Genomic DNA, 18,902 nt, shown 5'->3' with positions numbered 1-18,902 from the left:
ATGCCCGAGCTCACCCAAGTCCCAGCGCAGTACTTGTTGTCGCCTCATGCACCGGGCCCGCGCACGCTCATTGACATCATCAACGAAACCGCAGTGCGCTACCCGGACGCCGCGGCGATCGACGACGGCACCGTGCAGCTCACCTACAGCGAGCTGATCGGCGACATCGACGACGGTGCGGCCTGGCTGGCCGCCCGGGGCATCGGTCACGGCGACAGGATCGGCATTCGGATGCCGTCGGGCAGCTATGCGCTGTATGAAGCGATCCTTTCCACACTGGCCACCGGCGCAGCGTACGTGCCGGTCGACGCCGACGACCCCGACGAACGTGCCGAATTGGTGTTCGGTGAGGCCAACGTCGTCGCGGTGATCACCGAAAAGGGCCTGCTCCGAGGCCCCGGCTCATCGCGTGGCTGGCGGGCCACCGCGCCACTGGCCCGAGACGACGCGTGGATCATCTTCACGTCCGGATCGACCGGCACCCCGAAGGGCGTGGCCGTCTCGCACCGCAGCGCCGCCGCGTTCGTCGACGCCGAGGCGCAGATGTTCTTGCGGGACAACCCGATTGGGCCGGGCGACCGGGTGCTGGCCGGGTTGTCGGTGGCTTTCGACGCATCCTGCGAGGAGATGTGGCTGGCTTGGCGACACGGCGCCTGCCTGGTTCCCGCGCCGCGGTCGCTGGTGCGCAGCGGGATGGACCTCGGTCCGTGGTTGGTCACCCGCGACGTGACCGTGGTGTCGACGGTGCCGTCGCTGGCCTCGCTGTGGCCCGCCGAGGCGCTGGAAGCGGTGCGGCTGTTGATCTTTGGCGGAGAGGCCTGCCCTCCGGAGCTGGCCGAGCGGCTGGCCGTCGACGGCCGTGAGGTGTGGAACACCTACGGTCCGACCGAGGCCACGGTGGTCGCCTGCGCGGCCAGGCTCGACGGGGCCGGGCCGATCAGCATCGGGCTGCCATTGCCGGGCTGGGACCTGGCCGTCGTCGACGCGGGCGGCCAGCCGGTCGGCTACGGCGAGGTGGGCGAGCTGGTGATCGGCGGCGTGGGGCTGGCCCGCTACCTCGACAAGGACAAGGACGCCGAGAAGTACGCCGCGATGCCGACGCTGGAATGGGCGCGCGCCTATCGCAGCGGTGATCTGGTGCGGCTGGAACGCGACGGGCTGTATTTCTGCGGCCGAAGCGATGATCAGGTCAAGGTCGGGGGCCGCCGCATCGAGCTGGGCGAGGTCGACTCCGCGCTGGTCCACCTGCCGGGGGTGAGCGGCGGCGCCGCCGCGGTTCGCCGCACCGCCGCCGGGACGCCGGTGCTGGTCGGCTACGTCGTGAGCGCGGATCCGTCCTTCGATAGCAGCGAGGCACGCAAACGGCTCGCCGAGCAGCTGCCCGCCTCGTTGGTGCCGCGCCTCGTCCGGGTCGAGGAGCTGCCCACCCGCACGTCGGGCAAGGTCGACCGCGATGCGCTGCCGTGGCCACCGCCCGGCGGCGCCGGCACGGAAGAAACGGCGAACCTAGGCGGCAATACGGGCTGGCTGGCCGGATTGTGGCGAGACCTGCTCGGCGCCGCGGTGGACGGCCCGGAGGCGGACTTCTTCGCACTCGGCGGCGGCTCGCTGGCAGCCGCGCAACTGGTCGCCGTGCTGCGCCACAAGCATCCCCAGGTCACCGTCGCAGACCTCTACGACCATCCCCGGCTCGGCTCGCTCGCGGGATTCCTCGACGAGCTTGACCCGCCTCCGCAAGTCACCGAGCGTCTGGTGCAACCGACTCCACGGCTGACGCAGGCCGCCCAGACCGTGCTTTCGGTGCCGCTGGCGACCTTGGCGGCGCTGCCGTGGGTGACCTGGCTCGCGCTGGCCAACAACGTCGCCCGCGCGCTGCATGTGGTGCCGTGGACCGTGGCCGTGAACTGGTGGCTTATCGCGGTGGCGTTCGTCCTGTTCGTCACACCGTTGGGTCGGATGGGCATCGCCGTGCTGTTCGCGCGCATGTTGCTGTCGAACGTACAGCCGGGCACCTACCGCCGCGGCGGGTCGGTGCACCTGCGGGTATGGTTCGCCGAGCGGTTGGCCGAGGCCAGCGGCGCCCACAACCTGGCCGGGGCCCCGTGGCTGGTGTACTACGCCCGCGCACTCGGCGCCAATATCGGCACGGGTGTCGACCTGCACTCCATGCCGCCGGTCACGGGGTTACTGACGCTTGGCCACCGCAGCGCCGTCGAACCCGAAGTAGACCTGTGCGGACATTGGATCGACGGGGACGCATTCCACGTCGGCACGATCACGATCGGCGACGATGCGACGATCGCCGCCCGGACCACCCTGCTACCCGGCGCGATCGTCGGAAAGAACGCCGACGTGGCACCCGGCTCCGGCGTGATCGACAAGATCAAGAACAACCAGTACTGGAAGGGCTCGCCCGCGGTTAAGTCGGGCAAGGCCCGCCACCCGTGGCCTGACGAACGACCGGCCCGCAGAAGCCAGTGGATCCCGATGTACGGGCTGACGTCGCTGCTGCTGGGCGCTCTGCCGCTGGTCGCCCTGGCCACCGGCCTCGCCGTGATCGTGGTGGCCGTCCACCACACCCACCGGTTGTCGCAGGCGACGGTTCCGGCGCTGCTGTGGACACCGGTCGCAACGGTGGCCGCGCTCACGGTGTACGCGCTGCTGACGGTAATAGGGGTGCGAGTGTTGTCGATCGGGCTGCGCGAGGGCTATCACCCGGTGCGCAGCCGTGCCGGCTGGCAGCTGTGGGCAACCGAGCGACTCATGGACGCCGCGCGCAATTACCTGTTCCCGCTGTATGCCGGCCTGCTGACACCGATCTGGCTGCGCCTGCTGGGCGCCAAGGTCGGCCGCGGCACCGAGATCTCCACGGCATTGTTGATCCCCAAGTTCACCGTGATCGAGGACGGCGCGTTCCTGGCCGACGACACCCTGGTCGCGTCGTATGAACTCGGCGGCGGCTGGATTTACGCGGCGGAGACGACTGTCGGCAGGCGCGCGTTCCTCGGCAACTCCAGCATCACCCAGCCGGGCCGCCGCGTTCCCGACGACGGACTGGTCGCGGTGCTGTCGGCGACGCCTCCCAAGGCCAAGCGCGGGTCGTCGTGGCTGGGCAGCCCGCCGATGCGGCTGCGCCGGCGGCCCGCCGAGGCCGACGCAGAAACCACGTATGACCCGCCGCCGCGGTTGAAGGTGATGCGTGCGGTGGTGGAAACGTTCCGGCTGCTGCCGGTGTTCGTGACGGTCGCGATCGGGCTGGCGGTGCTGGGCGCCCTACAGGCACTGGCAAGGATTTTCGGCATCTGGTGGGCGGCGCTGTGCGGCGGGCTGGTGCTGCTGGCTGCGGGCGTGATCGCCGGCGTTGTCACGGTCGCGGCGAAATGGCTGCTGGTCGGCAGGATCAGAGCCAGCGAGTTTCCGCTGTGGTCGTCGTTCGTGTGGCGCAACGAGGTTGCTGATACGTTCGTCGAAACCGTCGCGGCGCCGTGGTTCGCCCGTGCGGCCAGTGGGACGCCGGTGATGAACCTGTGGCTGCGCGCGCTGGGCGCCCACGTCGGCCGCGGCGCGTGGTGTGAAACCTATTGGCTCCCTGAGGCGGACCTTGTAACGCTCGGCGACGGCTCCACCGTCAATCGTGGCTGCGTGGTGCAGACACACCTGTTCCACGATCGGATCATGCGCATGGACAGCGTCGTGCTGGAACCCGGCGCGACCCTTGGGCCCCATTGCGTTGTGCTGCCCGCCGCCCGGCTGGGTTCCGGCGCGACCGTCGGTCCGGCGTCGCTGGTGGTGCGCGGCGACGAAGTACCGGGGTCGACACGCTGGCAGGGCAACCCGATCAGGCCATGGAACCCCGGCCGCAAGAAGACCGGCGGCAAGAACTCGCCCGCGGGCGGGGTCCAGGACACCGCGGCGTGAAAGCTTCTGCCAAAGCAGCCAAGAAGGCTCCCTATAAAGCTGGGCCGCCGGTGCTCGACGACTACCTGCCGACTAACGGCAACTCCGGCTACCAGGTGTCGCGATACGAACTGGATCTGGAGTACAAGGTCTCGATCAACCGGCTGTCCGGATCCGCGACGATCACCGCGGTGACGCTCACCGAGTTGCAGCAGCTCACGCTCGACCTGTCCAGCGCGTTGGCGGTGTCGAAGGTGTCGGTGAACGGCAGACGTGTCGCCCACTTCTCCTGTCGCGGCGGCAAATTGCGCATCCGGCTGGCATCCAAGCTCGCGACCGGGGCGGCATTGTCGATCGTGGTGCGCTACGGCGGCTCACCGAAACCGCTTCGGTCACTCTGGGGTGACGTCGGTTTCGAGGAATTGAGCGACGGCGTGCTCGTCGCCGGGCAGCCCAACGGCGCCGCCTCGTGGTTCCCCTGCAACGACCACCCCAGCGGCAAGGCCGCCTACCGCATCCAGATCAGCACCGAAAGCCGGTACCGGGTGGTCGCCAACGGCAAGCTGGTGTCGCGGCGGGCACGGGCCTCGCAGACCGTGTGGACCTACGAACAACCCGAACCAACGTCGACCTACCTCATCACCCTGCAAATCGGCGTATACGAGATGAAGCGGCTGGCGCGGACACCGGTGCTGATCCAGGCGGCGTTACCCGAGCGGCTGCGCGGCGACTTCGACCAAGACTTCGCCCGCCAGCCCGAGATGATGGAGCTGTTCGTCGAGCTGTTCGGCCCATATCCGCTGGCAAACGGGTACACAGTCGTGGTCACCGATGACCCGCTGGAGATACCGCTTGAAGCGCAAGGGCTTTCGATCTTCGGCGCCAATCATTGCGACGGCACGCGGGCCGGCGAGCGGCTTATCGCGCACGAGCTGGCACACCAGTGGTTCGGCAACTCGGTGACCGCGCGGTGGTGGCGTGACATCTGGCTGCACGAGGGATTCGCGTGCTATGCGGAGTGGTTGTGGTCGCAACATAGTGGCGGCCCCAGTGCCGACGAGCTCGCCCTTCGCTATCACGAACAGCTGCGGGATAAGCCACAGGACCTGCTACTGGCCGATCCCGGACCGCGCGACATGTTCGACGACCGCGTGTACAAGCGCGGTGCGCTGACCTTGCACGCGCTGCGCGGGCGGCTGGGCGACGACAAATTCTTCGCGCTGCTCAAGGATTGGACGACGCGGCATCGCCATGGCACCGTCGTCACCGACGACTTCACTGGCCTGGCAGCCAACTACTCCAGCGAGTCGCTGAACCCGTTGTGGGATGCGTGGCTGTACTCCACAACGGTGCCTTGACCGGAGCGTCGGCGCCATCTCAAACCGAAATGGAGCCTCCGGACCATGCTGGCGGTACGATCCCGGAATGCCGTTGACCAGCGGCGCGACCTTCGCCGGGTACACCATTCTGCGGTTGCTCGGCCGCGGCGGGATGAGCGAGGTCTACCTGGCCCAGCATCCCAGGCTCCCGCGTCGCGACGCGCTGAAAATCCTGCCCGAGCCGGCGACGGCGGACAGCGGCTTCCGGAAGCGATTCGACCGTGAAGCAGAACTCGCCGCCACGCTGTGGCATCCCAACATCGTCCAGGTGCACGATCGGGGCGAGTTCGATGGGCAACTTTGGATCGCAATGGATTACGTAGAGGGAGCTGACGCCGCGCAGTTGTTGAGGGACCGGTATCCGGCCGGGATGCCAACACGCGACGCATGCGCCATCATCGCGGCGGTGGCCGGGGCACTCGACTACGCCCACCAGCGCGGATTGTTGCATCGCGACGTCAAACCCGCCAACATCCTGCTCACCGATCCAGAAGACGGCCGACGCCGGATCCTGTTGGCTGACTTCGGAATAGCCCGCTACCACGACGACATCAGCGGACTGACCGACACGAACTTTACCGTGGGAACGGTCACCTACGCGGCGCCCGAACAGCTGATGGGCGGCGACATCGACGCCCGCGCCGACCAATACGCACTGGCCGCCACCGCGTTTCATCTCTTCACCGGAGCGCCGCCGTATCAGCATTCCAACCCGGTGGCCGTCATCAGCCGACATCTCACCGCGCCGCAACCAAAGCTGAGCGATTGGCGTCCGGATTTGGCGGACCTGGATGAGGTGTTATCACGGGCACTGGCGAAGAACCCAGAAGACCGGTTCGCACAATGCCACGAGTTCGCCACCGCGCTTACCCAGCGGGCCGACATGAGCTCGGGCGCTCCCTGCCGCACGGAGGCCAGCCCCACCGCCGCCGCGCCAATCCCGGCGGCCGAGACCCAAGTCGCGGTGACCGTGGCGTCGGGCGGCCCGGATCTGAGCGGGGAGCCGCCGAACCCGAAGCGGCGCAGGCGGTCCCGGATTCTGCTCGCGGTGGCGATAACGGCGGTGGTGCTGGCGGCCGTCGGCGTCGCCTACGTAAGGCAGCCGACGAAGCCGACGGCCCCGGCAGCGTCCGTCCCGGTGGCCAGCGCCGCAGCCCGGCCCGCCGTCGTCCTCGACGGCACCTACCGCTTCGACTACGACTATGAGAAGCAAACGATCAACGGCGCGCCGTACGCGATACACACCAGCGATAACACCGCTTGGTGGGCGTTTCGCTCATCGTGCGGACCGCTCGGATGCGTCGCCACCGGGACCCAGTTGGACACGCAAAACCCTCAAGTCGCGCGCACGCCACCCCAACCGGCTGAGTACCGTTTCGTCGACCGCCACTGGCAGTCCGCGCCGGTGCAGCGCCAGCTCACACAGCCGCGCTGCCTGGGGCCAAACGGACAAGTGGTCGCAGGGGCTAATGCCGTCGTACTGAGTTGGTCATTGGAGCCACAGCCCGACGGCACCCTTCGAGGCGCGAAGACGGGCACCGCGCTAACCAACGAATGTGGTCTGCAGGGACAGGTGGCTCTGGCCCCCGTGGTGGCGACTCGCGTCGGCGACGTGCCGACCGGTGTCGCCGTCGCCGATCCGGCGAGCGCCACCGTCGCCCCGTCGACCGGCACCGCGCCCCCACAGGTCGCGGGCCCCGTCCTGGACGGCACCTACCGCGTGGACTTCGATCTGCAGAATCAGACGATCAACGGCACGGTGACCGGCATGGGCGCCGCCGTCTCCGAGTGGTGGGCCTTTCGTTCGGTGTGTACCCGGGGAGGATGCGCTGCGGCGGGGTCTCAGCTGGCCGAATCCAACCAACAGGAGGGCACGGGCACGACGAGTGTTCTGCACTTCGGCGACGGCCATTGGCAGGGCACGCCGACCCTTCAGGCACCGATGGAGTGCGAACGGACCAACAAAGCAGGCCGCGACGACCAGACCCGCCTGTGGTACTGGGATCCGCAGGCCGACGGCACGTTAAGAGGCCTCACGGTCGGCACCATTCTCACCAATGGATGCGGCACTCAAGGAACGGTGTACCGCACTCCGTTCGTCGCGCGACGGACGGGCGATGTGGCGCCGAGCGTCATCGTGGCGGATCCGGCGTTGTTCACGACCCCGGCGGCACCGGCGCCCGACAGCCCACACTGAAGCGCAGATCAGCTCCCTACAGGTTGGCCAGGTCGTCGGGAACGTCGACCTTGTGTTCCAGGAGCGCTTCCAGCGGTACGACCTCGAGGGTGCGCTCCTGGGTGCACGCCAGCACCACGGGGGCGGCGCAGCCGTCGTGGTGAGCGCGAAGCCAGTTCAGCGCGGTGACGCACCACCGGTCCCCTGGCAGCAGGCCGGGGAACCGGTATTCGGGCACCGGCGTCAACAGGTCATTGCCGATGGAGCGCTGGTGCTCCAGGAATTCAGCGGTCATTACCGCGCAGATGGTGTGCCGGCCGATGTCTTCGGGTCCAGAAGAGCAGCAGCCGTCGCGGTAGAAGCCCGTGAGTGGTTCATTGCCGCACGGCTCCAGGGGGCCGCCCAGCACGTTGCGATCAGGCACGTGTTCAGTATCGCGCTCCTGGTACGAAGTTTGCAGGAATCGACACCATCTCTTGAGCAAGCTCGCGCCAGCAGATGCCGGTGGTCGTTCGCTCGTACCCCCTTCTGATGGCCGGTCGCTGCACGGTAGGTTCGACGTTGTGATACTCACCGGGGCGTTCTTGGCCGAACAGGCCGCGACAATAGACAACAAACTCAACGTAGCGGGCGGCGTGCTGTCCAAATTCTCGGTCGGACCCGACCGGTCAGCCAGTTTTGTTCTTGTGGTGCTGACGCGAGCCGATAGTGACAATTCCGACCGGCGGGTCGAGGTAGAGCTGATCCCTCCGACGGGTGAGGCGCCCGTACTGCGACGGTTCGAGGTGCCCGAAGCCTCGATCGGCGAATATCCGGGATTCGCTTTCTTTGGTATCGACGCAAGCCTGCCTGTCGATGGCCGCTGGGTGATTGTGGTGACTGGCGGCACCGAAGCGATCACTCTTCCCCTGCTGGTAGACACCTGGACGCCGCCGTCACAACTCAGCATTTAACGAACCGGCCAAGGCAGTCAGCGGCCGCGCCGTCAGGTGAGCGCGGGCAGTACGGTATCGGTGAGCAGCTGAACCGACTTCCACGCTTCGTCGACCGGCATGCCGCCCACGAGTGGATGCAACACGATCGGCCCGTACTGCTTGGCGTCACGGACCTCGGCGATGAGCTGGTCCGGAGTCAGGAAACGGTATCGTCCCGAAGCCTTGACCTCGTCTAGGGTTTGCACTCCCGGCAGGTGCATCAGAGACCGCTCGTCGGTTGACCATTCGCCGTAAGTGACTGCCTCCCAAAGGATATAGTCACCCAGCTCCGCCCACGCCCGGTCCGGATCCTCGTGCAAATAAATCATTCCGCGATTGGTCGCTCCCGGCATGATGACGAATGGTGTAATGCCGGCGCTGGCGCACAGCTCGCGATAGTAGGCGTCGATCTCGGGCAGGTAGTCGGCCAGGCTGAGCGGCAGCCCGAAGCGCGCCGCCCGTCTCGCAGTGGCGCGCGCGCCCCCGCCGACATACAGCGGTGGGTGCGGCCGGGTCCAGGTACCGGTACAGACCCCCGCGTCAGGATCGGCGCCCGACCAGACTGACAGCATTCGTTCGACCAGGCCGTCCATCAGCTTGCCACGCTGGCTGAAATCCGCCCCGAGCGCGTCATATTCGATCGTGCGGTAGCCCAGACCCACCGTGGTGTGCAGCCGGCCTCGACTCATGTTGTCGACGAGCGCGATATCTTCGGCGAGCCGGACCGGGTTCCACAACGGCCCCAGCGCGCAGTCCACGCTCGCGATCAGCCGCTCGGTTCGCGCCAGAAACATCGCCGCGGCCATGATGGGATTGCAGCTCCATCCGTGCCCCGTCGCGTGATGTTCATCGACACTGATCGTGGTGATCCCACGGGACTCGCCCCACTGGGCCAGTTCGAGCGCGGCAGAGATCAGCTTGCCCTGCGTGCGCGAATCACCCTGCGGGGAACCAAAGTTGAACCGCAGCACCGTGAGCAACACGTTAGGCTCCGTTGGGTTGTGCCGCCGCCCGTAAGAAAGCCGGCCAATCGGGAAACAGTGCGCGGTCGACGATCTCGATGCGGGTGCCGAAGGAGTCGACGTAGTAGGCGAACAACGAAAGCTCCGATCCTGGAGCATCTCCGGTCATTTCCAGGGCGAAGCCGTTGCTCTCCAGCATCCGCGCGGACTCGACGAGGTTGTCGGTGAAATAGCCGACGTGGTGGACGGCGTTGCCGGGCGCAGCCGTCCACGGGGTGCCGGGGACCTCGTTCACGAGTTCGATGTGCGGACTCTGCACGGAGTAGACGATGGTGGAGGTCAGTTCGCGGGTTCCCGTCGCGGTGCGGAACGGCAGCGTGTAGCTCAGCGGGTTGATCCACTGGTAGCCGGCCAGCGCGGTGAGCCGCGCCATCGCGGCATGGATGTCGGGTACCACGACGCCGGTGTGGTAGAAGTCTTCGGGCCGTAGTGTCATGAATTCCTCGCTATCTGCCTTGTGAGCCAAGCTCTTTCCCAGAAGTTCGTGCTGCCGGCCAGCAGGTTTTCGTGCGCGTCGCGAAGTAGTTCACGCGCACCCTGATGGTCGGGTGGAACAAGCTCGGCGAGGTGGATAGCGTGCACTGGGCGGCCCTCAGCCAAGTGCGCCCGTGCCCGTTGCACGAGTGCGTCGGCGCCGGCCAGCTCGACCACGTCGGCGGCGACGGCATCGAAACCGACCGGATAGAGTTCGGTCGTCGACTGGTGATGAAACCAGCCCGAGTAATTCTCCCAGATCGCCCGCACATCCCAGGCGACCTTCCCATAGCCTTGGCCCACTTCATATTCCGGGGGCAAGGTGATCTCACGCATCAGGGTCCGGACGTCCTTACCGGCATTCATGCCGGCGACGGTCTGGTCGTGGATGTATTGGATCGCGTCGCGCAGCCGGGTCAACTCGGCGTGGATGCGATCGGTGCCCGCAATCGGTTCGAAGTGGCCGGTCACCAACAGCTCGGGCCGCAGATCACGCACCCGCTCAACCGATGCGATGGCGGTCAGGGCGTCCCGGTACCGGTCGCCGCGCATGGTGACGAGGTTGGGAATGTGGCCAAACAGCGGACCAAACACGTTTCCGCACAGGCAGATATGCTCCTCAGGCAACCACACCACCAGCGAGTCGTTCGTCTCGCCGCCGGGCACCGAGATCAGCTCCATCCGTCGCCCGCCGACCTCCAGGGACAGTGTGTCCTCGAAGTCGAGATCGACGACGGGGACGCTCTGGCCAGCCAGGTGCTTGGTACCGAGACGTCGTTGAATGGCCTGGATCCCTTCGCCGAGGGTGTCTTTGAACGCGAAGGCACTGCGGCTGGCGCGGTACGGGATGAGGCGTTTGTTGTCGTCGCGCCAGAGCGTCCAGTTCTCCTGTGCGACAACGGTTGTGTCAGGGTCGCGCACGCTGTCCAGACCGCCGACATGGTCGACGTGGCCTTGGGTGAAGATGATGTAGCGCACCGGTGAGGAATCAACGGCGTCGAAGTTGGCGCGGTGCACCGGGCCCTCGAACCCCATCCCGGTGTTGACGATGGCTCGGCCCGCGCCGGTGGTCAGCAAGTAGGCATTCGACAGACCCGGCGAACACCACAGTCCCGGGGCGATCTGCTCGGCCTTTTCGGCGGCGGCCGGGCGCATGGCGTCGGCGCCCGGCCGGTTGCGATACACCGGTTCGAACATCGCTGGTGTCTCCTTCATTCGGGGCGGACGTCGAACCTGTTGAAATAGAAGTCGAACCGCTCGCGGAGTTGGTCGGCCGAGATGCCGAAGTGCCGCTGCAGGTCGTAGTGGATGCGGCCGTGCTTGCCGCGTGGATTGCCGTCGAGGTAGCCCTGGAAGCGTGCGCGCGCCTTGGTTGTCAATTCGACGCCGCCACGTTGGTAAAGCTCTTCCAGCAGCGGCATTTCGTTGCCGTTCAGGTGGTGGAAGCTGATGTCGAGGCTACGTTCGGCCGGCACCAGATCGCGGTCGCGCACGCAGGCGCTGAGCAGTCGGTGCACGCGGTCGCTCCAGTAGTCCAGTAGCCAGTCCGGGTCGATGCTGGTCCGGCGCAATCGGTCGGAATAGGCCATCATCGTGATTGCCGACTGGACCACCGCGACGGGATCGCGGTGTGTGAAGGCCACCGTCGCGTCCGGGAAGGTGGCCATCAATGGGCCGAGTTGCTCACAGTGCTGGGGACTCTTGAGAACCCAGGTCCGCGGGCCGCGCAGAAATGTCAACGCCTGCAGCACTTTCTTCATATACGCGTAGTGCCGGGTCTGGTCGAGCCCCAGGTAGTAGTCGCGCCAGTTAGGCACGCGCGCATGCCATTCCAGAACATAGGCGGCCATATCCAGGTCGAGGAGTTCGACCTCTTCCTCGATCGCTTCGGGAAAACGATCGTGCATCGCGGCCACCACAGGCGCGCTGACCATGAGTGCGTCGTGTTCGGCCTTGGCTCGCGCGTAGCGGGGGTCGACTCCGAAGATGTCGGGGCCTTGGCCCAGCGCCGGTATCGGATCCTGGCTTTCCCAATAGGGCAGCGCGCGCCGACGGGGATCAGCCGCGATCAGATTCGCCAGGTGAGTGGTGCCCGATCGCGGCATCCCGACGACAATGAAGGGCTTGTCGATCGCGATCGACTCGATCTCGGGATACCGCTTGATAAGGTCGGTCAGCGACAGCCGGTTGCGCAGTAGTCGAACCACTCGTTGCCGCAACGACGAGCGAGTGAGTTGGGTCAGGCCTTCGTCGGCTTCGATCGCGGCCACGTGCGCACCCAGCCGGCCAGCGAAGCCGTCGGTGTCGTCCAGGTCGTCACCCACACCTGCCTGCCCCGCCTGGTCTCTGGCTTCGGCAAGCATCCGATCGACGTCGAATTCGACGGGTTTGGCTTCGGTGAACTCCAGGATCTGACGCTGAATATCGGTCAGCTCGGGCGACGTCAGGTCGTCGAAGTCGATGTCGTCCACCGCAGAACCCACTCGACCTCCTCGTCGTTCGCTTCGTCGAATATATCCACAGCCGGTCGGGGCGGTACCCTGCAGCGATAACCAACCGATTTCTCAGCTCGGCAGAAAGGTCGTCCGGTGCTCGTCGTCACTACCAATGACATTCCCGGTTGGGAGATCCAACGCGTGTGTGGCGAAGTGTTCGGGCTCACCGTCCGGTCACGAAATGCCTTCTCCCAGTTCGGCGCCGGCTTCAAGTCGATGTTCGGCGGCGAGTTGCAGGGCATGACCAAGAACCTCGCTGAAAGCCGCAACGAGGCGATGGCGCGGCTGATCAACGAGGCGCGTAACAAGGGCGGCAACGCGATCGTTGCTATGCGGTTCGACACGACCGAGATCGGCGACGCATGGACCGAGATCTGCGCTTATGGCACCGCGGTGCAGGCTGTGCCGGTCACCGACGCCGCTCGCTTCACCGCGTCCCAATTGGGTTACGGCGGCGCCCCACAGCCGCAGCCACAGCCGCACCCGCAGCAGCGGTAACCCAACGCCGAGACAACGGGGTTAACTTAAGCCATGGTGACACCAAACCAACCCGGAAACCCGTCCGAGGAGCCGCCCTGGAGCAGCCAGCCGCCAGGTTATGGACCAAATCCGCACCCTCGGAATCCACAGGGTCCGGCGCCGGGGTATCCGCCCCAGCCCGGTTACCCGCAGCAGTACCCCTACCCGGCCAATCAGCCTTATCCGTACCCGGGCTATCCCTCGCCAGGCTACGGAGCCGATCCCCAAGCACCATTCGGTCGCGACCCGGCCACGGGGGTGCCCCTCTCGGATAAGTCCGCCATGACCGCCGGCCTCCTGCAGCTCTTCCTCGGCGTTTTCGGCATCGGCCGCTTCTATATCGACTCGACTCAGATCGCCGTCCTGCAACTGTGCCTGGGGCTGTTCGGATTCATCACCACCTTGTTCTGCCTCTTCGGGTTTCCGATCTTGCTGGGTGTCGGCGTCTGGGCGCTTGTTGACGCGATCATGATGTTCACCGGAAGCGTCAAAGACAACTACGGCCGAAAGCTGCGTTAGAACAGCCGGTACCCCGCTCCGGGCATCTCAGCCTGCCGGACGTGGTGGCACCGCGCCGAATACCGCTGAGTGACAACGGGTAACAATTCTCAGGATCTAGCCATAACGACGCGCTGAGCAAATACCGGGAACATAGCCCCCGGCAACTTATCGTCAGCTCGTGTACCGCCGAACGGTCCTGAAGCTGCCACTGCTGCTCGCGGCGGGTACTGCACTGGCCCAAGGACCTCGCGCCTCCGCGGAACCACCCCGCGCCTCTGGGGAAGCAAGCCGGTGGTCCCCCGACCGGGCCAATCGCTGGTATCAAGCGCAGGGATGGCTCGTCGGCGCGAACTTCATCACCTCGAGTGCCATCAATCAGCTCGAGATGTTTCAGTCCAACACCATTGACCCGCGACGCATCGACACAGAGCTGGGCTGGGCCCGGTCAGCCGGGCTCAACAGCGTGCGGGTCTTTCTCCATGATTTGCTCTGGGCCCAGGATGCCCGGGGATTCCAGTTGCGTCTGGCGCAGTTCGTCTCCATGGCGGCGCGGCACGGCATCAAGCCGTTGTTTGTGTTCTTCGACTCGTGTTGGGACCCGTTCCCTAAGCTGGGTCCGCAACGCGCGCCCAGGCCCGGTATCCATAACTCGGGCTGGGTGCAGAGCCCCGGCGCCGAACGCCTTGGCGACCCTGGCTACACCCGTGTTCTGCGCGACTACGTCACAGGAGTGTTGACCCAATTCCGCAGTGATGAACGTGTTTTGGGTTGGGACCTGTGGAATGAACCCGACAATCCCGCGCACGTGTATCAGAAGGTTGAGCGGAAAGACAAGCTGCAGCTTGTCGCAGACCTGCTCCCCCAAGTGTTTCAGTGGGCGCGTTCGGTTGATCCGAATCAACCGCTGACAAGTGGCGTGTGGCAAGGCAAGTGGGGAGAGCAGCAGGGCCGCAGCGCAATCAGTGATATTCAACTCGGCAATGCCGATGTGATCACATTTCACTCCTATGCCGAACCCGCTGCCTTCGAGTCCCGGATCGGTGAGCTCAGCCCACTGGGGCGGCCGATCATTTGCACCGAGTACATGGCCCGGCCCCAGGGCAGCACCGTCGAGGGAATCCTGCCTGTCGCGAAGCGCCATAACGTTGGCGCCTTCAATTGGGGGTTCGTCGCGGGAAAGACCCAGACATATTTCCCGTGGGATTCGTGGGACCACCCATACGCCGCGCCCCCGAAAGTGTGGTTTCACGACCTCGTACTACCCGACGGACGGCCCTATCGGGACAGCGAAATTCAAACGGTCCGGAGTCTGACCGGCGGGCCCGTCGGTTAACCAGCCTTAAAGCAGCAAACATCGAGCACCCGCGCTTCAGGACCGGACCGGAACGCACAACACGGCCGCCTCGCAGGACCGCAACCCGCGCCGACCCAATACCAGGACGAGATCCGGAAACCTCCCGATGGTCGCCCAATGTTCCGGTATTCGCCGTCGACCGGGCCGTCGATGCCGTAGCCTGCAGGGTGACGCCCACAGTGCGACCAATGTGTCGGCTAGCTAGCTGTGGAAATGAAATATCGATGGCGGGGATTTGGACGCAATAATGGAGACTCGCACGCTCCCGGATGTTCTTGCTCAAGAGGGTATCGCTGATCTCACTGGCCTCTGGCCTGTCGAACACGTCGAGTCATGGAATCAGCGAGTGGATTCTTTGTTCGCGGCGATTGAAGACCAGCCGCGCGCGGTGCTTGGCCCCGACCAACTCGTTGACGTGGGGTTTTCCGCGAAATGTTCAGCGAGCCTGCGCGCCGACTCATCGCCAGCGTTCATCCTTCTGCACTGCTGTACCACTGCCATTGCTACGAACCGCGGGCGGACAAACAAAGTCGCACATCAATGAAGAGCGGCTCGACGGTTGGCACAGGGATTACGACACGCTGAAAGACTTTAAGACGAATGCCCCGGACTTTATCAGCATCTTCATTCTCTTGTCGCCGGTCGGTGATGACGATGGCGCTTTCGAATTCGCACTGAATTCGGCTGACCGGCTAAGAGCCGGCAGTGACATTGTTCAGATGGTAGGGCCGGTGAGCACAGCCGCGATTTGGAATCGTTGCTTCTACCATCGGGCCGCGCCGAATCGGGGCCCGCGGCGTCGAAGGATTTTGAAGATTTCGTTCCAGCCGGCTGAGTTGGCGAACGAGCTGATCGGGACGGACGAATTCAAGGCTGCGTGGTTGAAGCTGGATGACCCGGTTCTGCAGGCGCTCGTGGACGAGCGACGGGTGGGAACATCAGAGCCACTTGCCGATTCAAGCGACCCAGTTGAGGCCCGGTTAATGCCCCCGACGAGCAAGAACACGCTCACCGGGCCGGCCGTCGCCTACGAACGTCTACAAGCGGCTAGTCGTAAACTGCTGAGCCTCGCCGGGTCGCGTTCGTAGGTTCGGTGGCGTAAACGCGGAAGGAGCGCCCGAGCTGACATCACCCACTCCCACAAACCGTCGAGTGCGAGTGCTGATCATCGGCTCGGGATACCGAGTCCGGAACTCATTCCTACCCGCGCTCAAACTGTTGGACTCCGATGTCGGGGTCCTGGGGGTCCACTCGCGAAACATCGCTCATGCGCGCGAGGCCGGAGAGCCCTTTGGTGTGGGCGCCGTTGAGGATCTGCGGTCGTTGCGGCCGGGCGACGTCGACGCGGTGATGGTGTCGGTCACGCCCACCAGCAATCTGGCGGTGCTGCGCGCCACGGCGCATCTGGCCCCGGGCGCCGCTGTCCTCATGGACACGCCAGCCGCCGTTCGCTGGGGGGACCTTCGGCAGCTCGGCCTCTATCGGCAGTGGCGCACGGTCCGGGTGGCCGAGGATTTCATGAACCTGCCACAGTTCCGCCTCGTCGGGAAGGCAATCGCCGCGGAAGCCGTTGGCGACGTCGTACGTATTCGCCTGGACATGGGCTACAGGTACCACGCCTTGGCGCTGCTGAGGTCATGGCTCGGCTTTCCCCTCGTGCGCAGCGCACACTGTCGTTGGTCACGCGGAGGCGCCGTCAACATCGTTTATCGGTTTCCCGGCGGAGTGACGGGCGAAGTCATCGAGCCTTTCACGGGAGCCGACGGGCCTTTCGAAGTCGTCGGGACCCGAGCTTCGATCACCGGGCACTCGATGGGGCATGCGATAGCCGGGGCGGACGGCGGTCGCCTGGAGCGGCTCGAAGACGACAAGGGGCTGTTCGGATTTGAGTGGTTGGGTTGGGTGCCGAGACCACGACGAGCGTCCCTTCCCTGGCCCCGCTGCGCGCCATGGGACTCGAAGACGACAGCGAATTCAATCTGCTCCGGGTCGATGCGCTGTGCCAGATCATTTCGTCGCTGTGGTCCCCCGATCCGCTGAATGATGCGTATCGGCTACAAGACGGCATGGCCGACGGCTTGGTGAGCGTCACGTCCCGTGCGCTGCCCTGGTGGCCGATGCCGCGGCGCGCAGACCGCAACGTGGTGGATCTCGTCGAATCTGCGTTTTCGAGGTAATTTACCCGCGATTTCTCGCGCAAGATTCGTGCACCGGCCAGGATGCTGCGGGCATCGCGCTAGCCGCCCGCGTTGCTTATCGTGTCCGCACGAGTTTCGCTGGAAATCGCCGGTTGTTGCGCAACCCCCAGTTGCGCACGCTCATGGCGGCATGGACCGCTTTCCAGACAGGAACTTTCGCGCCTCGGGACACGGGCCGACGAATGCATCTGGCCGTCAACGTCTACTCGGTCACGGACACCAGGGGGGGATTGGGCAGAAATTAAGGCCATGCGGCCACGGCGGCGGCGCTGGGGGATTATCTCCGTCCCAAATCACCCTAGAAACATTGCCCTGCCCCGGAGAGACGTAGTAGTAGGTGTGGCAGATACTCGCGTCCCAACGTACTGGGTCCACACGAAGATTACCGGTCTGCACCGGGGGGTCCCCGGGACACCAGTGACATGGTCCGGCTGGATGGTCTTCTGGACAGCCGGGCCAGGCATTTAGCGGCACAGGACCGGGCTTGGCCTGGGCGGTAGCTGCCCCCACCACCCCCGCGAAACCGCCCCACAGCAGCACCGCCGTAGCCAGCCCCATGATGAGTCGTTTCATAGATCGCCAATTACTCCCCGTGAACTGGGACGACGCGGAAATCGCGACATGCTAGGGAAACAACCCGCACGGGACGGGGCCGCACATCCGCGGAGGAGCCACTCCCTCGACGGGATGTGAATAGGGATGTCCCGCGTCCGGCCCCGTCCAGTAATAATCGTGGCAGACACTCTGGTTCCAGCCGGTCGGCAACTGCTGCACGGGGTCGCCAGGGCACCAATGCGCTAGCGGCGCAAGACCGGGCGTGGCTTGGGCGCTACCTGCCCCCAGTCCCAAACCGGCCACCGCGACCCCGCTCGACAGCAGCGCCCCGGCAATGATCCGCTTCAGGGTGCGAGGGGGTCTCATGGCGGTTCCTTTCGGCTCGCACGATTGATACACACTGTTAGTTTGCGGCAGACCACTTGCGAAATTCTTGCGCCAGAGCCGAGCGGGCGAATAACGGGTTGACGTAGACGCGGATGCCGTAGCGCTGTGGTGGGCACCGGTTGGGCACGATGGTGAGAACTTTCAGCACACCTCCGGGTTTCAGGTCGCAATACATCTACCGAGCCATTGACCCCGGTATCCTTCGGCCGGGCGGGGATCTGCTTCTTGGCGATAATCGGCCTCCTTTCGCCTCAATCCTGTTGAATCACTTGAGTTTCGGGACGTGAATTGTGTTGCGGCGCAATTGGATTCGCTTCAGCCATCAGATAAAGAACGGCGCCTGACCGGCCCGGTCACGCGTTGCTGCAGATCAAAAACCCGCAGTGGCGAAGTCACCCTCGACACCTATGCCGACTTGTTCGACACGGACCTTGATGCCGTCGCCGAAGCGTTGGATTTGAAGTGTGCCCATTCTGTGCCCAAAACGCGCCCAGTGACAGCGGGCCACGCATAAGAAAAGCCCTCTAACTGCGGTGACAGGCGTAGAACTGTGGCGGTGGCGGAGGGATTTGAACCCTCCGCCATTATCGGGCGGGTGCAGCTATTGACGCAGGTCAGAGGCTTATTGCGTGGTCAATTCTGACCAAGTGAGCGCGTTTTGAGCACACTTTGAGCACACTTTGAATCAATCGCCGCCGCCACCGCATCCAAATCGGTGTCAAACAGATCCGCGTAGGTGTCGAGTGTCACCTTCGCCGATTGGTGCCCCAGCATCCTGCTCAGCGCCAGCACGTTGACGCCGGAACTGATCGCAATCGAGGCGCATGTGTGGCGCAGATCATGATTGTGCCGACGTCGGCACAATCATGATTATGCCGACCTGCGCGTTATGCCGACATCGGCGCGATCACCGTTGTGGCATAAGGACTCTCGCTTATCGATGTCGGCATAATCAGAGGGCCTCCAGGAAC

At 65.1% G+C, this 18,902-nt stretch carries 17 protein-coding genes and 1 pseudogene; 10 read left to right on the top strand and 8 right to left on the bottom strand.

The window, feature by feature from the left end; translation table 11 throughout:
- From ACLP9N_RS39945 to ACLP9N_RS39935, 3 genes are all read left to right on the top strand, one after another.
- Positions 1-3,918 (top strand): Pls/PosA family non-ribosomal peptide synthetase, encoded by a 3,918-nt coding sequence (locus tag ACLP9N_RS39945; RefSeq protein WP_442412574.1) that lies wholly within the window; start codon positions 1-3, stop codon positions 3,916-3,918.
- The gene (locus tag ACLP9N_RS39940) at positions 3,915-5,255 is read left to right on the top strand and encodes a M1 family metallopeptidase (RefSeq protein WP_442412560.1); all 1,341 of its coding nucleotides are present in this window, start codon (positions 3,915-3,917) and stop codon (positions 5,253-5,255) included. Before ACLP9N_RS39945 ends, ACLP9N_RS39940 begins: the two co-directional genes overlap by 4 nt.
- A gap of 67 nt (positions 5,256-5,322) precedes the next feature.
- Positions 5,323-7,473: a serine/threonine-protein kinase gene (locus ACLP9N_RS39935; RefSeq protein WP_442412559.1), complete on the top strand. Its 2,151-nt coding sequence runs from the start codon at positions 5,323-5,325 to the stop codon at positions 7,471-7,473.
- A gap of 16 nt (positions 7,474-7,489) precedes the next feature.
- On the opposite strand, the gene ACLP9N_RS39930 is transcribed toward ACLP9N_RS39935, so the two are convergent.
- Positions 7,490-7,876, bottom strand: coding sequence for a DUF2237 family protein (locus tag ACLP9N_RS39930; protein WP_442412558.1), 387 nt, complete (start codon positions 7,874-7,876; stop codon positions 7,490-7,492).
- Between the two features lie 139 nt (positions 7,877-8,015).
- Here ACLP9N_RS39930 and ACLP9N_RS39925 point away from each other — a divergent pair, with 139 nt between their 5' ends.
- On the top strand, positions 8,016-8,405 hold the full coding sequence (locus tag ACLP9N_RS39925; protein WP_442412557.1) for a hypothetical protein: 390 nt from the start codon (positions 8,016-8,018) through the stop codon (positions 8,403-8,405).
- Positions 8,406-8,437: 32 nt separating this feature from the next.
- Here ACLP9N_RS39925 and ACLP9N_RS39920 read toward each other — a convergent pair whose 3' ends face one another.
- From ACLP9N_RS39920 to ACLP9N_RS39905, 4 genes are read right to left on the bottom strand one after another with little or no spacing between them, the layout of a single operon-like run.
- Positions 8,438-9,409 (bottom strand): LLM class flavin-dependent oxidoreductase, encoded by a 972-nt coding sequence (locus tag ACLP9N_RS39920; RefSeq protein ID WP_442412556.1) that lies wholly within the window; start codon positions 9,407-9,409, stop codon positions 8,438-8,440.
- Between the two features lies 1 nt (position 9,410).
- Positions 9,411-9,884 carry a VOC family protein gene (locus ACLP9N_RS39915; protein ID WP_442412555.1) on the bottom strand — a complete coding sequence of 158 codons (474 nt, stop codon included), beginning with the start codon at positions 9,882-9,884 and terminating at the stop codon, positions 9,411-9,413.
- The gene (locus tag ACLP9N_RS39910; RefSeq protein WP_442412554.1) at positions 9,881-11,119 is read right to left on the bottom strand and encodes an alkyl sulfatase dimerization domain-containing protein; all 1,239 of its coding nucleotides are present in this window, start codon (positions 11,117-11,119) and stop codon (positions 9,881-9,883) included. Before ACLP9N_RS39910 ends, ACLP9N_RS39915 begins: the two co-directional genes overlap by 4 nt.
- 14 nt (positions 11,120-11,133) lie before the next feature.
- A complete protein-coding gene (locus ACLP9N_RS39905) occupies positions 11,134-12,405 on the bottom strand; it encodes a sulfotransferase family protein (RefSeq protein ID WP_442412553.1) in 1,272 nt (423 codons plus the stop codon).
- 105 nt (positions 12,406-12,510) lie between these two features.
- Here ACLP9N_RS39905 and ACLP9N_RS39900 point away from each other — a divergent pair, with 105 nt between their 5' ends.
- The 6 genes and pseudogenes from ACLP9N_RS39900 to ACLP9N_RS39875 all read left to right on the top strand — a co-directional run bounded on the left by ACLP9N_RS39900 (position 12,511) and on the right by ACLP9N_RS39875 (position 16,968).
- Entirely contained in the window at positions 12,511-12,915 is a 405-nt protein-coding gene (locus ACLP9N_RS39900; protein WP_442412552.1) for a YbjQ family protein, read from the top strand.
- 33 nt (positions 12,916-12,948) lie between these two features.
- Positions 12,949-13,455 carry a TM2 domain-containing protein gene (locus ACLP9N_RS39895; RefSeq protein WP_442412551.1) on the top strand — a complete coding sequence of 169 codons (507 nt, stop codon included), beginning with the start codon at positions 12,949-12,951 and terminating at the stop codon, positions 13,453-13,455.
- 160 nt (positions 13,456-13,615) lie between these two features.
- A complete protein-coding gene (locus ACLP9N_RS39890; protein ID WP_442412550.1) occupies positions 13,616-14,770 on the top strand; it encodes a 1,4-beta-xylanase in 1,155 nt (384 codons plus the stop codon).
- Between the two features lie 521 nt (positions 14,771-15,291).
- On the top strand, positions 15,292-15,879 hold the full coding sequence (locus tag ACLP9N_RS39885; RefSeq protein ID WP_442412549.1) for a hypothetical protein: 588 nt from the start codon (positions 15,292-15,294) through the stop codon (positions 15,877-15,879).
- A gap of 64 nt (positions 15,880-15,943) precedes the next feature.
- Positions 15,944-16,207, top strand: a pseudogene (locus ACLP9N_RS39880) (Gfo/Idh/MocA family oxidoreductase); the annotation flags it as partial.
- A 482-nt stretch (positions 16,208-16,689) separates the two neighbouring features.
- Entirely contained in the window at positions 16,690-16,968 is a 279-nt protein-coding gene (locus tag ACLP9N_RS39875; RefSeq protein WP_442412576.1) for a hypothetical protein, read from the top strand.
- A 645-nt stretch (positions 16,969-17,613) separates the two neighbouring features.
- Here the strand turns inward: ACLP9N_RS39875 and ACLP9N_RS39870 are convergent.
- The 3 genes from ACLP9N_RS39870 to ACLP9N_RS39860 all read right to left on the bottom strand — a co-directional run bounded on the left by ACLP9N_RS39870 (position 17,614) and on the right by ACLP9N_RS39860 (position 18,795).
- Entirely contained in the window at positions 17,614-17,910 is a 297-nt protein-coding gene (locus ACLP9N_RS39870) for a hypothetical protein (protein WP_442412548.1), read from the bottom strand.
- Between the two features lie 37 nt (positions 17,911-17,947).
- Complete coding sequence (locus ACLP9N_RS39865; RefSeq protein WP_442412547.1) at positions 17,948-18,106, bottom strand: hypothetical protein; 159 nt, start codon at positions 18,104-18,106, stop codon at positions 17,948-17,950.
- A 458-nt stretch (positions 18,107-18,564) separates the two neighbouring features.
- Positions 18,565-18,795: a tyrosine-type recombinase/integrase gene (locus ACLP9N_RS39860; RefSeq protein WP_442412546.1), complete on the bottom strand. Its 231-nt coding sequence runs from the start codon at positions 18,793-18,795 to the stop codon at positions 18,565-18,567.
- Positions 18,796-18,902 lie beyond the last annotated feature (107 nt).

The organism is Mycobacterium sp. (assembly GCF_052144515.1).
GTDB lineage: Bacteria > Actinomycetota > Actinomycetes > Mycobacteriales > Mycobacteriaceae > Mycobacterium.
The sequence above is the reverse complement of the archived record's forward strand: the minus strand, read 5'-3'. Positions and strand labels throughout refer to the sequence as shown.

Bases quoted from the DNA above. Each gene is read 5' to 3' on its own strand.
- ACLP9N_RS39945 (WP_442412574.1), top strand. From the start codon at position 1: ATGCCCGAGCTCACCCAAGTCCCAGCGCAGTACTTGTTGTCGCCTCAT.
- ACLP9N_RS39935 (WP_442412559.1), top strand. From the start codon at position 5,323: ATGCCGTTGACCAGCGGCGCGACCTTCGCCGGGTACACCATTCTGCGG.
- ACLP9N_RS39915 (WP_442412555.1), bottom strand. From the start codon at position 9,884: ATGACACTACGGCCCGAAGACTTCTACCACACCGGCGTCGTGGTACCC.
- ACLP9N_RS39910 (WP_442412554.1), bottom strand. From the start codon at position 11,119: ATGTTCGAACCGGTGTATCGCAACCGGCCGGGCGCCGACGCCATGCGC.
- ACLP9N_RS39895 (WP_442412551.1), top strand. From the start codon at position 12,949: ATGGTGACACCAAACCAACCCGGAAACCCGTCCGAGGAGCCGCCCTGG.
- ACLP9N_RS39870 (WP_442412548.1), bottom strand. From the start codon at position 17,910: ATGAGACCCCCTCGCACCCTGAAGCGGATCATTGCCGGGGCGCTGCTG.
- ACLP9N_RS39865 (WP_442412547.1), bottom strand. From the start codon at position 18,106: ATGTATTGCGACCTGAAACCCGGAGGTGTGCTGAAAGTTCTCACCATC.